Here is a 14380-nt window from a genome sequence, read left to right as displayed (position 1 = left end):
TGTCCTAAGGTTCGCTAACTAAGCCGCGGCTCGCGGCGAAGCCGATGAGGCGTTGGCGCCCGCTTGGGGCGATGGCGCGTCTCGGCATCGACACGCAGCAAGAGCCCCACCATGGCGCCTGTTACCAGCAAACTCGAGCCACCGTAGCTGATCAAGGGCAGCGTCAGCCCCTTGGTAGGCAGCAGCCCCGAGCTCACTGCCATGTTGATGAACGCCTGCGCTGCCACGATAAAACCGATTCCGTAGCTGACGTAGGCGCCGAAAAGGTGCCCGGCAAGCTCCGCGCGACGCCCCACCCACATCGCCCGGACGATAAACAGGGTAAACATCAGAATCACGCAGATGGCGCCGATCATCCCGAGCTCCTCGGCAATGACGGCAAAGATGAAGTCGGTGTGCGCTTCGGGCAAATAGTGCAGCTTCTGAACGCTGTTGCCGAGCCCCGTACCCGCCACGTGGCCACGCCCGAAGGCGATCAGCGCCTGGGTGAGCTGGTAGCCAGTGGCGAACTGATCCGCCCAGGGGTCGAGAAAACTGGTCCAGCGCGCCAACCGGTATGGCTCGAGAATCACCAGCATCACCGCGCCGCTGGCGAGCAGCGCACCGCTACCGATGAGTAGCGTCAGCGACGCCCCGGACATCATCAGCATACCGATTACCGCCACGGTATAGACCACCATGCCACCGAAGTCGGGCGCCAAAAATAGAAGCCCCACGGGCAGCGCCAAGACAGCGATAGGGCGCCACATACTGAACGCCTGCGTACGTAGCTCGTAGGTGTAGCGCGACATGAATGACGCCATGTAAAAGATCATGCCGATCTTGGCAAACTCGGATATCTGCAGGCTAGGCAGCGGTCCGGGCAAGGCTATCCAACGCTTACTGCCGTTGACCTCCTGCCCCACGGCCAGTACCACGATAAGCCCGACTAGGCTTACGGCAAGGATTAGACCGGCATTTTGTCGCCAGGCATCGAGCGGCACGCAGAGCATGAAGAGTGCGGCCAGAATGGACAGACCAAGAAAAATGCCGTGCTGGCGAGCATAGTGATAAGCATTGTCGAGCAGGCCGATGGAGGCCGAGCTGACCATTATCCAGCCCAGCGCAGCAAGGCTGATCGCCGCAATCACCAACCAAATGTCACAAGGCATGTCGCGGGTGGTCAGGGCGGCGTGAATACGTTGCCAGCGGCTCATGAGACCTCCGTGGAAGTGTTCGAGGCGACGTTGGTTGTCACCCAGCGACGAAAGGCCTCGCCACGCGCCTGATAGTTGGCGAATTGATCGAGACTGGCACACGCCGGTGAAAGCAGCACGCCATCACCCGGCTTAGCAAGCACCATGGCGCGCGCCAGCGCCTGTTCGAGGGTCGCGACGATCTCGACCGCGACCTCGGGGGCAAGGGCTTGCGCCAAACGCTCGGCGTCTTGACCGAAGAGCAGCGCGCAGCGAGCATGGCGCGCCAAAGGGGCTGCCAACGGCGTAAAGTCGGCCCCTTTACCCACGCCACCGGCCAGCAAGATCAGCTTGCCTCTGAGTGATGCGGTCACGCCGGTGATCGCGGCCAGGGTCGCGCCCACGTTGGTACCTTTGGAGTCGTTGATCCAACGCACGCCGTCGCGTTCGGCTATCGGTTCGCTACGGTGGGTGAGCCCGCTGAAGCGGCGCAGTACTTGGCACATCGCTTCGCGCTCGAAACCCAAGCGCTCCCCCATGGCAAGCGCTGCCAAGGCGTTGAGCTGATTATGACGACCGCTCATCATTAACTCGTCGACGGCAAGCCAGCCGTCAACGCCTGAGGCGCCACCGCGCGCAAGCCAAAGCGCGCCATCGATCTCGACAAGCCCCCACTCACCTGGCGCCGGAGCCTGCTGCGTAAAGCGCACCACGTCCGTCAGCGGCGTATCCGGCCAGGTTGCAGGGTCATCAGCGTTGACCACAGCCGTTTGCGCGCCATCGAAGATGCGCAGCTTGGCGGCGCGATAGCCTGCCATATCGCCATGGCGGTCGAGATGGTCTTCGCTGAGATTGAGAAAGCAGGCGACGTCAGCCGCAAGGCACGGCGTAGTCTCCAGCTGAAAGCTCGAAAGCTCGAGAATGAAGAGCTCGGCATCGGGAACGTCTTCGAGCAGATCGAGCGCGGCGGTACCCAGATTGCCCCCTACCGCTGCGACAATGCCGGACGCCTTGGCCATTTCGCCCAAAAGCGAGGTGACCGTCGACTTGGCATTGGAGCCAGTAATGGCAGCAACGGGCACATTGGTGGCGCGCCGAAAAAGCGCCATCTCACCCACTAACAGCGGCTCGTCGGAGTGACGATGCTGGCGGCCCGCGAGCCCTTCGAGCCCCGGCGTTTGGGGGTCGATACCCGGACTCAGCACCACCTGCTCGACCTTCTCCAGATCGAGCGCGGTGAGCGGCCCACAGTGCACCACGACGTCAGGATAGCGAGCCTTGAATTCGGCAAGCCCTGGCGGCTCGGCGCGCGTATCGGCGACCATGAACGGTCGACCTTCACGCGCCAAGTGGCGACAAATGGCGCGACCGGAAACACCCAGCCCCACGACTAACGTCACGCCTTCAGGCACAGCCACCATCACGCCTCCTTTGCACCACGCTGTGGGTTGACTGATCGGCTCACCTTCCTCTCCCCGCCCTTAGCGAATCTTGAGGGTAGCGAGCCCCAGCAGCACCAGCACGACGGTAATGATCCAGAAGCGCACGATAACTCGCGGCTCCGGCCAGCCCTTGAGCTCGAAATGGTGGTGCAGCGGCGCCATACGAAAGATCCGCCGTCCGGTCAACTTGAACGAACCGACCTGCAGAATCACCGATACCGTCTCCATCACGAAGATACCGCCCATGATGAACAGCACGATTTCCTGGCGTACGATGACCGCGACCACGCCAAGGGCAGCGCCGAGGGCAAGCGCGCCCACATCGCCCATAAAGACCTGGGCAGGGTAGGTATTGAACCAGAGAAAGCCGAGCCCACTACCGGCGATGGCGGCGCAGAAGACGGCAAGCTCGCCGGTACCGTGAATGAAGGGAATGTGCAGATACTCGGCAAAAACGGCGTTGCCGCTGGCGTAGGCGAAGACCGAAAGCCCCATCGCCACCAACACCGTCGGCATGATCGCAAGGCCATCGAGACCATCGGTCAGGTTGACCGCGTTGGAGCTGCCGACGATGACGAAGTAGCTCAAAATGATGTAGAAAAAGCCCAGCGGCAGCGCGATATCCTTGAAAAACGGTACCAGCAGGCTGGTCTCCACCGGGGTTGCAGCGGTGGCATAGAGCAGTACGGCGGCCCCTAGTCCCACGACCGACTGCCAGAAGTATTTCCAGCGGGCAGGCAGGCCACGCGGATTCTTCTCGACCACCTTACGGTAGTCATCCACCCAGCCGATGGCGCCGAAGCCCAGCGTGACGCCGACCACCACCCATACATACAAGTTGGTCAGATCGCCCCAAAGCAGCGTGCTGATGGCAATGGCAAGCAGAATCATTACCCCGCCCATGGTGGGCGTGCCCGCCTTGGAAAGATGCGACTGCGGGCCGTCGTCGCGCACTGCCTGGCCGATTTGTCCTTCGACGAGGCGGCGGATGACCCACGGCCCCAGCCACAAGCACAGCATCAGAGCGGTCAACGCCCCCAAGATGATGCGCAGCGTCAAGTAGTTGAACACCTGGAAGGCGGACTGAAACTGAGCCAGAAAATTCGCCAGATGGAGTAGCATGAACGGCGGTTACCTTATTTCTTCAAGCGCAGAGCATTGACGACATGCTCCATTCTTGCGCTACGCGAACCTTTCACCAGCAGACTGGCGCCAGGCGGCATGGAATGGATGATATGACGCACCAGCGTCGCGTGGTCGTTGAAGTGCAGCCCACGACCAAAGGCCTCGCTTGCCGGGCGCGCCGCGTCACCCAAGGTAAGCAGCGACGCAATTCCGATGTTAGCGGCGTAGGCACCTATTTCAGCGTGCAGCGCATCAGAGTCGGCCCCCATTTCGCCCATGGCACCCAAGGCACACCAATGCGGCCCAGGCAGCGCCACTAGCGCATCGAGCGCGGCTTTCACCGCGCCCGGGTTGGCGTTGTAGCTGTCATCGAGCAACCGCCAATCGTTGAGTCCAGCCTCGACGCTCAAGCGCCCCGGTAGAGAGGCGAGCGTACTCAACCGGCGTACGACCTCGGCGGGAGACACCCCCAGCGCCAGCGCCGCCGCGGCAGCGGCCAAGGCGTTACTGACGTTGTGACGACCCAGCAGCGGCAGTTGCACGTCACCCAGCGCCTGCCCCTTGAAAACCAGCGTGAAAGCATACCGCCCCTGGCTATCGCAGGAAAGCGCCGACGCCGTCACGTCGGGGTCTTTTTGCTTAGGATGCGTTTGCCCAGCACCGGCGTGCTGCGTAGGCATACATTCGCCCAGCCCAAAGGTCATCACGCTGCGCGGCTGCGCCATGCGCGCCCAGAGCGGATAGTAGTGATCGTCGCGATTGAGAATCGCCGTCCCCTGAGCGGATAGCCCAAGCAGAATTTCACCCTTGGCCTGGGCGATATGCCCCATGCCACCGAACTCACCCACATGAGCCCCGGTAACGTTGGTGATGATGGCGACATCCGGGCGCGCCAACTGGGTCGTCCAGGCGATCTCGCCTAGGTGGTTGGCGCCCAGCTCGACGACCGCCGTCCGGTGGTTTTCGCGCAGGCGCAAGAGCGTTTGCGGTACGCCAAAGTCGTTATTGAGATTGGCCGTGGTCGCCAACGTATCGCCAAGCGCACCCAAAAGCGCTGCCGTCATCTCCTTGGCCGTAGTCTTGCCGCTATTGCCGGTGATGGCGACCAAAGGCCCCTGCCAGCGCTCGCGTTGGGCGCGGGCAATGAGCCCAAAGCCTAGACGTGTATCGGCGCAGACGATCTGCGCCAAGTTGGATGCCTCAATGTAGCGCTCGACCACCGCCGCTACTGCGCCCTGCGACTCGGCCTGATCAAGTAAATCGTGGCCATCGAAATTGGGCCCCTTGAGAGCGACGAACAAGCAGCCAGGCGCAAGCTTACGCGTATCGCTTTCGACTCGCTCGAAACCAACGCCATTAAGCGATGCGGGAAGCGACGCTCCCAGCGCCTCGGCTACATCGCCAAGCGTAAGCATCACATCCGTCATGGCGCCCTCCGCGCAGCGAGTGCGCGCGCGACTTCATCGACATCCGAGTAAGGATGACGCACACCTGCGATCTCCTGGTAGCGCTCGTGGCCTTTGCCCGCCACCAAAATCACATCGTCAGGCTGAGCGTGAGCAATGGCATAGGCAATGGCCTCACGGCGGTCGCCCTTCTCACTCACCGGGCTCGTGTCATCGAATCCCGCGAGAATCATCTGGCGAATCGCTTCGGCTAATTCACTGCGCGGATTGTCATCGGTGACGACGATACGGTCGGCATAGCGCGCGGCCGCTTTGGCCATTTCGGCGCGTTTGCCCGTATCGCGGTCGCCACCGCAGCCAAACAGGCACCAAAGCGCTCCCTGCCCCGTGCGATGCGCGCGCAGCGCCTCTAGCGCGTTGGCCAACGCATCGGGGGTGTGCGCGTAGTCAATTACTACACTCGGGCAGTTGGGAGCGGTGTAGAGCTCCATACGCCCGGCCACCGGCGTCAAGCGTGCGGCGGCGGCGAAGAGTGCGTCGAGCGCCTCGCCCTTACCCAGCAGCACGGCAATGGCCAGCAGTACGTTATCGAGGTTGAAGCGCCCCATTAGCGGCAGTTCGAGCATGCGCTCGCCTTCGGGCGTGGCGACCATCGCTCGCTGCCCTTCGCTATGCGCTTGCCAATCGAGCACCCGCAGCGTGACGGCTTCGTCTTCGCCGCTGGCGAGCACGCGCACCTCGGCATCGCAGCCTGCCAGCATCAGCCGCGCCAGCTTGTCGTCAGCGTTGACCACGGCAAGACGCAGCTCGGGGCGGCGAAACAGTTTGGCCTTGGCCGCCGCATAGGCGGCCATGCTGCCGTGATAGTCGAGATGATCGCGGCTCAAATTCGTGAATACGCCGGCACTCACCGCCACCGCGTCCAGGCGCTGTTGATCGAGGGCGTGGGATGAAGCTTCGAGCGCCACGCGCGTGACACCCTCGGCGGCCAGCTCGCCGAGCATCTGCTGCAGCGCCAAGGGCCCCGGCGTGGTCAAGCCGCTCTCGCGCAGCCGACCAGGACGCCCCGCCCCCAAGGTGCCGACGACACCCGCAGGCACGCCCAGCGCCTCACTCAGCGCGGCAATATAGTGGGTCACGGAGCTTTTGCCGTTAGTGCCGGTGACGGCGATGACGTCGAGGGTATCGGGCACCTCGAAAAGCGCTTTACCCAGCTCGCCCAGGCGCTGCGCCAGGTGCGGCAGCCAAAGCACGCGACCCTCAAGAGTCACCTCGCCGTCGCGGGCGTGCGCCAGCACGAGCCCCGCCTCTGCCGCAAGTGCGGCATCAATGAAGTCACGCCCGTCGCGCTGGCTTCCCGGTACGGCAACGAAAACGGCGCCCGGCACGACCTCTTTCGAGTTCGTCGTCAGCATCAAGGCCTCGCCAAGGGCCGACAACGCCTCTGGTAGCGGCTGGCCAGGCCAAACGCGTCCAATGGCAGCGAGAAGATCCTGGGCAGTTAGCATCATGCCGGCTCCTTGGGCACGTCGGAATCGAAAGACATCACTCGTCCTCCACTTCGCGGTCGGGTGGCACGTCAAGCAGACGCAGAGCGTTGCCGGTCACGCTTGAGAACACGGGTGCTGCCACCGCGCCGCCGTAGAACTGTCCTGCTCGCGGATGGTCGATCATCACCACGGTGACGATACGCGGGTCAGAAACCGGCGCGATACCGGCAAAGACACTGCGATAGGCATCGGCGGTGTACCCCCCTTCGCCGGTCTTACGCACGGTGCCAGTCTTGCCCGCCACCCGGTAACCTTCGACACGCGCCCGACGCCCACCGGAATTCGGCCCCACCGACTCTTCGAGGATATCGAGCAGGTCATCGGCAATGGCGGGCTGCATGGCAGGAATCCCCATGGGCGGCTCGGGCAGGCGCAGCAGCGACGGCGGCAGGCGCTCACCGTGATTGGCAATGGCGGTATAGGCGCTGGCAACCTGAAGCGCCGACACCGACAACCCATAGCCGTAGGAGAGCGCGGCACGCTCACTACGCGACCAGCGCACTGGTGCGTTCAAGCTGCCCGTCGACTCACCAGGGAAACCGGTTCCCGGGCTTTGGCCGAAACCGAGCTGGTTGTAGCGCTCCCAAATGGCAGTATCGTCGAGTTGAAGCGTCAGGCGCGACATGCCGATGTTGGAGGACTTTTCGAGAATGCCGGCAAGGCTCAAACGACCGTAGTTGCGGATATCTCGGATGGTGAACTGATCGATGCGCATCCAGCCCGGCGAGGTATCGACGACGGTATTGCGATCGAACTGCTCGTTTTCGAGAATCGCCGACATCGCCAGCGGCTTCATCACCGAGCCGGGCTCGAACACGTCGACCAGGGCCTGGTTGCGCAACCCGCGCGGATCGAGTCCGGCGCGGTTGTTGGGGTTATAGGAGGGATAGTTGGCCATCGCCAAGACTTCGCCGGTGCGTGCATCCATCATCACCAGCACGCCTCCATCGGCCTCGTTCTCGGCCACGGCTGCGCGCAGCTCGCGGTAGGCCATGTACTGAATGCGCTGATCGATGGCCAATGTCAGCTCGCCGCCGGGCTGGGCATCGCGGATGGTGCCCAGTTCGCGCACGATACGTCCGCGCCGATCCTTGATGACCCGACGCTGACCGGGGTGGCCCGCAAGGTAAGGCTGATAGGCGAGCTCGATCCCCTCTTGACCAATATCGTCGACGTTGGTGACGCCCAGCAGCTGAGCCACCACTTCGCCCGCCGGATAGTAGCGCTTGTACTCCTGCTGCGAATGCACGCCGGGCGTACGCAGGTCGAGAATGCGCTGGGCAGCCTCTGGGGTCATCTGGCGGCGCAGATACATGAACTCGCGGGTGCTGTAGCGCGCGATGCGCTCTTCGAGATCGCCTAGACTCATACCCAACGCCTGCGCCAGCATCATCAGTTGGATACCGTCGGTAGGCAGCTCCTGAGGGTTCGCCCAGAGCGTGACTACCGGCGTCGAAATCGCTAACGGCTCGCCGTTGCGGTCGGTAATCATGCCGCGGTGGGCAGGAATCGCCTCGTGGCGCAGCGTGCGCGCATCGCCCTGGCTCTGTAAGAAGGGTCTATCGATCACCTGCAACAGCGTGACGCGGCCAATCAGGATCGCTGACGCCAACAAAATGACCAAGAGAATGAAGAAAAAGCGCCCGCCCTTGAGCGGCGGCGCTAGCGGCGCATAGCGCGAAGACGCGCTGGGACGTTCTCCTCTCATGGTCGAATCACCTCGACGTCGGTGACGTCGGGAATGCGCATACCCAGTTGATCGGTCGCCATCTGCTCGATCCGCGCTGGCGTCGACCAAGCGCCCTCTTCGAGCAGCAGTTGGCCCCATTCGGTTTGCAGCTGGTTACGTTCCTGCTCCAGGCGCTGGAGTTCGGCGTACTGTACGCGCGTCTGGTAGGTCACCGTGACCGCTGCCAAGGCGCTGAACACGCAGGCTAGAAAGAGCACGCCCAGCGCAGCCGGCCAGGGCCGCAGGCGCAGCTTGAACGGCCATTCGGCTTGTAGATTGAAAAGCCAGTGAAGGATGCGCTCCATGCGTTGTCCTACCCTCGTTTGCGCGCCGCACGCATGACCGCACTGCGTGCCCGCGGATTGGCATCGACCTCGGCATCGTCGGGTCGCATACCTTTGCCCAGCGCCTCCAGGCGCCGATTGAGCTGATCATCGCGAATGGGCACGCCCTTGGGCAGGTGCGTATCGCCACGCACGTGATGGCGAATGAAGCGCTTGACCCGGCGATCCTCCAGCGAGTGAAAGCTGATCACCACTAAATGCCCACCTGGCGCCAATGCCTCCAGCGCCGCGTCAAGCGCTGCGTCCAGCTGATCGAGCTCGCCGTTGAGATAAATACGCAGCCCCTGGAAGGCCTTGGTAGCCGGATGGCGCCCCTTCTCCCATGCCGGATGCGCCGCCTTGAGCACCTCGGCAAGATCGACGGTGTGGGTAAACGGCTTCTCGATGCGGCGAGTAACGACAGCGCGGGCCAAACGTTTGGCGTAGCGCTCTTCGCCGTAGGTCTTGAACACCTGGGCGATATCGGACTCGCTAGCGTGGGCCAGAAAGTCGGCCGCGCTCTCGCCCTGGGTCGGGTCCATGCGCATGTCCAATGGACCATTTCGCATAAAGCTGAAACCACGTTCGGCGTCATCGAGCTGAGGCGAGGAGACGCCGATATCGAGCAGGATACCGGCAAGCTTACCGTGCACGCCCTGCTCACGCGCGAACTCGCCTAGGCGGGCGAAGTCGCGCCGGGTGATGGTAAAACGGGAATCATCGATGGCAGCGGCGGCCTCGATGGCCTGGGGATCGCGATCCATCGCCAACAGGCGTCCCGAGGCGTCAAGGCGTTCGAGAATCAGGCGCGAATGACCGCCACGGCCAAAGGTGCCATCGAGGTAAATGCCTTCAGCGGTATGTACCAGCGCCTCCACGGCGCCTTCACGCAGGACGCTGGTATGGCGAAAATGAGACACGGCCGGATCAGCGTCAGGTGAAGACATGGCACTCTCAACAGGATCAACGGGCGATGTATACATCGCCTCAGGGGAATTGGGGGAGTCGGCCGATAAGCCGGGTTCTGTCGTGGACAGCCATTCCTCTAGGCGCCGTGTCACCACGGCGCTCAAGCAACCTACCCGAACCCAGCGCGGGCCACGCCAACGGGTTCCTATTTGGTCTTGCTCCGAGTGGGGTTTACCTTGCCACGCACTGTTGCCAGGCGCGCGGTGCGCTCTTACCGCACCCTTTCACCCTTACCGGCCTCTAGTGAGGCTTAGGCGGTCTACTCTCTGCTGCACTTTCCGTCGACTCTCGCCGCCCAGGCGTTACCTGGCACTCTGCCCTATGGAGCCCGGACTTTCCTCCCCTGCGCACGCGCAGCGGCGACTGTCTGGCCAACTCCGGCGGCAAGCATACCAGCGCCCTTGCCAAGCCTCAATCTCAACGGCGCATCTTCGCGGCGTAACGTTACGTAGCACTTCGCCACCTCGATCTTCGCCGTGCTCGCAATGGCTTAGCTGCCTTCGCCCTTGATCGCTTGCAGGCGCGCATACCAGGCCTGCTTGCGCCCACCCAGAAGGCGTGCCGCAATCGCCGCGCCCTGCTTGATACCCACGCCTTCACTTATCAACGCCTCGAGTAGCGCATCGGCAGCGATGCTCTGCTCCTCTTCAAAGCCGTGCGCCACGCCAGGGGCACCGGCGACGATCACCACGAACTCCCCGCGGCTTTGATTGGGATCCTCGCGCAGTATCTCGAGCAGGCGCGCGGGCACGCCGGAGAGAAAAGTCTCGAAGGTCTTGGTGAGCTCGCGAGCAAGCACGACGTCGCGCTCGGGCAGCACCTCGGCCAGCGTCTCTAAGGTATGCACGATGCGGTGCGGTGACTCGTAGTAGACCCGCGTTTCGCTGCCCGCTCGGGACGCTTCGAGCGCCTGACGCCGGGCACTTGGTTTGGCGGGCAAAAAGCCTTCGAAAGTGAACCGGTCGGTGGGCAAGCCCGCCGCACTCAACGCCGCGATCAGCGCGCAGGCGCCTGGTACCGGGACGATTCTATGACCACGCGCGCGCAACTCGCGTACGACGATGAAGCCCGGGTCGCTGATCAACGGCGTTCCCGCATCGCTGATCAGGGCGATGCTCTCGCCTGCAACAAGCGAACGATCAAGCGTATCCACGCGCTTGGCTTCATTATGGTCATGCAGCGACAGCATGGGAGTATTGATGCCCAAATGGGCAAGCAGGCGGGCGCTGTGGCGGGTATCTTCAGCGGCGATTCGATCGACCTCGCCCAGCACGCGGGCGGCCCGTGGCGTGAGGTCGTCTAAATTCCCAATTGGCGTGGCGACCACGTACAATGTGCCCGGACTCTGGTGTGTCATCGTCATCCTCGATTCGTTGAGGGCTTCCCTCGATGGTGCGCTATGCTTGTGCAGTCCGCGGTGAAAACCGTCTCTGCGATATGCGTTGAGTAGCGACAGCGTGAATTCAAACTAAGGAAGGATACATGAAACAGTCACTTCGTGGCTTTCTGGCCTCTGCGCTCACGGCTCTACTCCTGGCGGGCTGTGCCATGCAACCCCCCAGCGTAGTCGACCGCGCCTCCGACCAGGATGCCAGCCGTCTACTCAGCCAAGCTGAACAGCAAGCCCCCGAACAAGCCGCCAGGACGCGGCTCGAAGCGGCCTCCATTCTCGCTCGCCAGGGCGACCGCCAAGGCGCCTATGACGCGGCCAACGCCGTCGATGAATCCGCCCTGCCCGATGCCGAACGCGTTCGCTGGGCGCTGCTGTACTCCGAACTCGCCCGCGCGCTGAACGACCGCCAAGGTGTACTGCGCGCCACGTCACTGCTGGATAGCGACATTCGCCTGCAGGACGACCAGCGCGAAACGCTCACCGAGCGCCAGCGTTGGGCGCGTGAAGGCGCCGACACCCAGGCACCGGTCGACATCACCCTGCCCGAGCTCGAAGGTCAGAACGTATCCCGCATCCTCGTCGCTCTGCCGGAGTCCGGTGCGCTGAGCGGCGTTGCCGAGACGATTTCCACGGCGATGCGCCGCCACCACGAAGCGACCGGCGACAACGTTCAGCTTGCTTTCCTGGATGCCTCGCAGTATTCGCTCGACGATATCTACGGCCGCGCCGAGCAGATGGATGCTCAGGTCGTCGTCGGCCCGCTCGACAAAGACCAGGTCACTCAGCTCGAACAGCGAGATAGCGTGCCGGTCCCCACCTTGGCGCTGAACTATGGTCAGGGCGCGCATAACCAAGCTCAACGCCTCTTCCAGTACGGCCTCTCCGCCGAAGACGAGGCGCGCCAAGCCGCTCAACGCGCGTGGCAAGATGGACATCGCCAAATGGCCGTGATGGTTCCCGACAACGACTGGGGCCGTCGCGTGGGAGAGGCGTTTTGGAACGAGTGGCAGCGCCTGGGCGGCGACGTGACCAATGCCGTGCGCTACAACCCCGAAGCACCGGTTTCCAACGCCGTACGCACCGCGCTCAACGTTAGCGGCGAGCGCGCTCAGCTTGGCAACATCGACGCCCTGTTCCTGCTTGCCCTGCCGGAGTATGCGCGCCAGGTGCCGCCCACCATGGACTACTACTACGCGCCGGATCTGCCCATCTACGCTACGTCACAGCTCCACGAAGGGCGCCTGCAAACGCGTCTGGATCAGGATCTGAATGACGTGATGTTCATGGACATCCCGTGGCAGATTCCCGACGCCGCCGCGGGCGGTGAAGAGGTACTGCCCTTCTACGGTACCTACCAGCAGCTGCGCGAAGAGTCGGACGCCTCGATGTTCCGCCTGATGGCCATGGGCGTAGACGCCTATGAGATTGCCCGCCACCTGTCGGATCTCTCCTCGCTTGAGAGCTTCAACGGCAGCACCGGGCGCCTCTATCTCACCGCCGATGGCCGCATCTACCGCGAACTGCCCTGGGCCAAATTCCAGAACGGCGCGCCCGCGCCCATCCTGGTACCAGGACTCGGTAGCAGCGAAGAGTAAGCCGTGACCACTGATTCGCGCAGCGCCCGCCACCGCGGCACCGCCATCGAGCATCTTGCTGCTCGATGGCTCGCCGAGCGCGGGCTCGAGCTGATCGCCCACAGCCATGCCGTCAAGGGCGGCGAACTCGATCTGATCATGCGCGATGGGCCAACGCTGGTTTTCATCGAGGTCAAACATCGCGTCGATACGCGCCACGGCCATCCGTTGGAAACCATCACGGCCACCAAGCAGCGGCGAATTGCCCGCGCCGCTGCGCTCTATCTGGCGCAACATCGCTTAACATGTCCCTGCCGTTTTGACATTATGGCGATTATCGGCACGCCGCCTAACCTGCACTACGAGTGGGTCCAGGCCGCTTTCGACGCCTTCTAACCTTTATTTCACTACCTGATCGGGAAGCCCAAATGGACTTTCAATCGCGAATTCTGGGCCACTTCAACGCCAGTATCGATACCAAGACCTACGCCAGCGAGGTGCTCCCGCCTTTCATCGAAGTGGCGAGCCAAATGATGGTGCAGTGCCTGGTCAGCGAGGGGAAGATTCTGGCTTGCGGCAACGGCGGCAGCGCCGGCGACAGCCAGCACTTCTCCTCGGAGCTCTTGAACCGCTTCGAGCGCGAGCGTCCAAGCCTGCCTGCACTGGCGCTGACCACCGACACCTCTACTCTCACCTCGATCGCCAACGACTACAGCTACAACGAAGTCTTCTCCAAGCAGATTCGCGCCTTGGGCCAGCCTGGCGATATCCTGCTGGCGATCTCGACCAGCGGCAACTCGGCCAATATCGTTCAAGCCATCCAGGCCGCTCACGACCGCGACATGACCGTGGTCGCACTGACCGGCCGCGACGGAGGCGACATGGCGTCGCTACTCGGGCAAGACGACTGCGAGATCCGCGTACCGGCCACCTCCACGGCGCGTATCCAGGAAGTCCACCTGCTCGTCATCCACTGCCTATGCGATCTGATTGACGAACAGCTCTTCGGCGGTACTTAATATCGAGCACTACCCGTTTCGCTTTCCCCTTTGTTAACCTTTGCTCTTTTACTAATAGGAATTACGACGATGACCCAACGCCATTTCAAGCGCGGCCTTTTGGCGCTTGTGCTCTCCTCTCTGGTGATCGTGGCAGGGTGCGCCAACAACAGCGCCTCCAACCCGAGCAACTACGGCCAACGCAGCGACGACGTTCAAGCCGTCGATGCCACCATCGAGCGTGAAGTGGAGCGCGCACTGGCACGCGCCGATGGCCGTCTGAACGATGCCCGCATTCGCGCCCACAGCTACAACGGTACCGTACTGCTCGTTGGCCAAGTGCCTTCCGACGAGCTACGCACCAAGGCTGGAGAGGTCGCAGGCAGCCTGCGCGGCGTCAATAACGTCTACAACGAGCTCACCGTTGCCGCCCGCCTACCCGCCAGCCAGCGCCTGGCCGACACCTGGCTGACCACCAACGTGATTAGCTATCTGGCGACCAACGAACAGGTCGACTCCTCCAAGCTCAAGGTCACGACCGAAAACGCCACCGTCTACCTAATGGGCATGGTGACCCACGCCGAAGGCGATCGCATCGTCAACGTGGCATCCAACGTCTCCGGCATTCAGCGTATCGTCAAAGTATTCGACTATATCGACTAACTGAGCTTTTGGCGGCACAGCAAAAAGCCTCGC

13 protein-coding genes and 1 other RNA gene are annotated in these 14380 nt (G+C 62.8%); 4 read left to right on the top strand and 10 right to left on the bottom strand.

All coding sequences use genetic code 11. From position 1 onward, the window contains the following. Window positions 1-14: 14 nt before the first annotated feature. The 10 genes from ftsW to rsmI form a co-directional block, all read right to left on the bottom strand. Window positions 15-1196, bottom strand: a complete 1182-nt coding sequence (gene ftsW / locus LLY24_RS12020; protein WP_259036538.1) for a putative lipid II flippase FtsW — start codon at window positions 1194-1196, stop codon at window positions 15-17. Next, on the bottom strand, window positions 1193-2596 hold the full coding sequence (gene murD / locus LLY24_RS12015; protein WP_259036537.1) for a UDP-N-acetylmuramoyl-L-alanine--D-glutamate ligase: 1404 nt from the start codon (window positions 2594-2596) through the stop codon (window positions 1193-1195). The genes ftsW and murD overlap by 4 nt, the downstream gene beginning before the upstream one ends. Before the next feature lie 60 nt (window positions 2597-2656). Next, window positions 2657-3739 carry a phospho-N-acetylmuramoyl-pentapeptide-transferase gene (gene mraY / locus LLY24_RS12010; RefSeq protein WP_259036536.1) on the bottom strand — a complete coding sequence of 361 codons (1083 nt, stop codon included), beginning with the start codon at window positions 3737-3739 and terminating at the stop codon, window positions 2657-2659. A 14-nt stretch (window positions 3740-3753) separates the two neighbouring features. Beyond that, window positions 3754-5169 carry a UDP-N-acetylmuramoyl-tripeptide--D-alanyl-D-alanine ligase gene (locus LLY24_RS12005; protein WP_259036535.1) on the bottom strand — a complete coding sequence of 472 codons (1416 nt, stop codon included), beginning with the start codon at window positions 5167-5169 and terminating at the stop codon, window positions 3754-3756. Next, the gene (locus tag LLY24_RS12000; protein WP_259036534.1) at window positions 5166-6659 is read right to left on the bottom strand and encodes a UDP-N-acetylmuramoyl-L-alanyl-D-glutamate--2,6-diaminopimelate ligase; all 1494 of its coding nucleotides are present in this window, start codon (window positions 6657-6659) and stop codon (window positions 5166-5168) included. Before LLY24_RS12000 ends, LLY24_RS12005 begins: the two co-directional genes overlap by 4 nt. 34 nt (window positions 6660-6693) lie before the next feature. Continuing rightward, on the bottom strand, window positions 6694-8406 hold the full coding sequence (locus LLY24_RS11995; protein ID WP_259036533.1) for a peptidoglycan D,D-transpeptidase FtsI family protein: 1713 nt from the start codon (window positions 8404-8406) through the stop codon (window positions 6694-6696). Continuing rightward, a complete protein-coding gene (gene ftsL, locus LLY24_RS11990) occupies window positions 8403-8732 on the bottom strand; it encodes a cell division protein FtsL (RefSeq protein WP_259036532.1) in 330 nt (109 codons plus the stop codon). The genes LLY24_RS11995 and ftsL overlap by 4 nt, the downstream gene beginning before the upstream one ends. 8 nt (window positions 8733-8740) lie before the next feature. Beyond that, window positions 8741-9697 carry a 16S rRNA (cytosine(1402)-N(4))-methyltransferase RsmH gene (gene rsmH, locus LLY24_RS11985; RefSeq protein ID WP_259036531.1) on the bottom strand — a complete coding sequence of 319 codons (957 nt, stop codon included), beginning with the start codon at window positions 9695-9697 and terminating at the stop codon, window positions 8741-8743. A gap of 50 nt (window positions 9698-9747) precedes the next feature. Further along, an RNA gene (gene rnpB, locus LLY24_RS11980) (RNase P RNA component class A) lies at window positions 9748-10098 on the bottom strand. Window positions 10099-10209: 111 nt separating this feature from the next. Beyond that, window positions 10210-11076 (bottom strand): 16S rRNA (cytidine(1402)-2'-O)-methyltransferase, encoded by an 867-nt coding sequence (rsmI, locus tag LLY24_RS11975; protein ID WP_259036726.1) that lies wholly within the window; start codon window positions 11074-11076, stop codon window positions 10210-10212. 125 nt (window positions 11077-11201) lie between these two features. Between rsmI and LLY24_RS11970 the strand changes: the two genes are divergently transcribed. The 4 genes from LLY24_RS11970 to LLY24_RS11955 all read left to right on the top strand — a co-directional run bounded on the left by LLY24_RS11970 (window position 11202) and on the right by LLY24_RS11955 (window position 14347). Further along, complete coding sequence (locus LLY24_RS11970; RefSeq protein WP_259036530.1) at window positions 11202-12707, top strand: penicillin-binding protein activator; 1506 nt, start codon at window positions 11202-11204, stop codon at window positions 12705-12707. A 3-nt stretch (window positions 12708-12710) separates the two neighbouring features. Then, a complete protein-coding gene (locus tag LLY24_RS11965) occupies window positions 12711-13082 on the top strand; it encodes a YraN family protein (protein WP_259036529.1) in 372 nt (123 codons plus the stop codon). A gap of 32 nt (window positions 13083-13114) precedes the next feature. After that, window positions 13115-13705: a phosphoheptose isomerase gene (locus LLY24_RS11960; protein ID WP_259036528.1), complete on the top strand. Its 591-nt coding sequence runs from the start codon at window positions 13115-13117 to the stop codon at window positions 13703-13705. Window positions 13706-13774: 69 nt separating this feature from the next. Beyond that, a complete protein-coding gene (locus LLY24_RS11955) occupies window positions 13775-14347 on the top strand; it encodes a BON domain-containing protein (RefSeq protein WP_259036527.1) in 573 nt (190 codons plus the stop codon). Window positions 14348-14380 lie beyond the last annotated feature (33 nt).

It is taken from the genome of Halomonas dongshanensis (assembly GCF_024790395.1).
Lineage (GTDB): Bacteria > Pseudomonadota > Gammaproteobacteria > Pseudomonadales > Halomonadaceae > Vreelandella > Vreelandella dongshanensis.
Note: the sequence above shows the minus strand (reverse complement) of the source record. Positions and strands in the feature narration are given on the sequence as shown.

Bases quoted from the DNA above. Each gene is read 5' to 3' on its own strand.
- ftsW (WP_259036538.1), bottom strand. From the start codon at position 1,196: ATGAGCCGCTGGCAACGTATTCACGCCGCCCTGACCACCCGCGACATG.
- murD (WP_259036537.1), bottom strand. From the start codon at position 2,596: ATGGTGGCTGTGCCTGAAGGCGTGACGTTAGTCGTGGGGCTGGGTGTT.
- mraY (WP_259036536.1), bottom strand. From the start codon at position 3,739: ATGCTACTCCATCTGGCGAATTTTCTGGCTCAGTTTCAGTCCGCCTTC.
- LLY24_RS12005 (WP_259036535.1), bottom strand. From the start codon at position 5,169: ATGACGGATGTGATGCTTACGCTTGGCGATGTAGCCGAGGCGCTGGGA.
- LLY24_RS12000 (WP_259036534.1), bottom strand. From the start codon at position 6,659: ATGATGCTAACTGCCCAGGATCTTCTCGCTGCCATTGGACGCGTTTGG.
- LLY24_RS11995 (WP_259036533.1), bottom strand. From the start codon at position 8,406: ATGAGAGGAGAACGTCCCAGCGCGTCTTCGCGCTATGCGCCGCTAGCG.
- ftsL (WP_259036532.1), bottom strand. From the start codon at position 8,732: ATGGAGCGCATCCTTCACTGGCTTTTCAATCTACAAGCCGAATGGCCG.
- rsmH (WP_259036531.1), bottom strand. From the start codon at position 9,697: ATGTCTTCACCTGACGCTGATCCGGCCGTGTCTCATTTTCGCCATACC.
- rsmI (WP_259036726.1), bottom strand. From the start codon at position 11,076: ATGACACACCAGAGTCCGGGCACATTGTACGTGGTCGCCACGCCAATT.
- LLY24_RS11970 (WP_259036530.1), top strand. From the start codon at position 11,202: ATGAAACAGTCACTTCGTGGCTTTCTGGCCTCTGCGCTCACGGCTCTA.
- LLY24_RS11960 (WP_259036528.1), top strand. From the start codon at position 13,115: ATGGACTTTCAATCGCGAATTCTGGGCCACTTCAACGCCAGTATCGAT.
- LLY24_RS11955 (WP_259036527.1), top strand. From the start codon at position 13,775: ATGACCCAACGCCATTTCAAGCGCGGCCTTTTGGCGCTTGTGCTCTCC.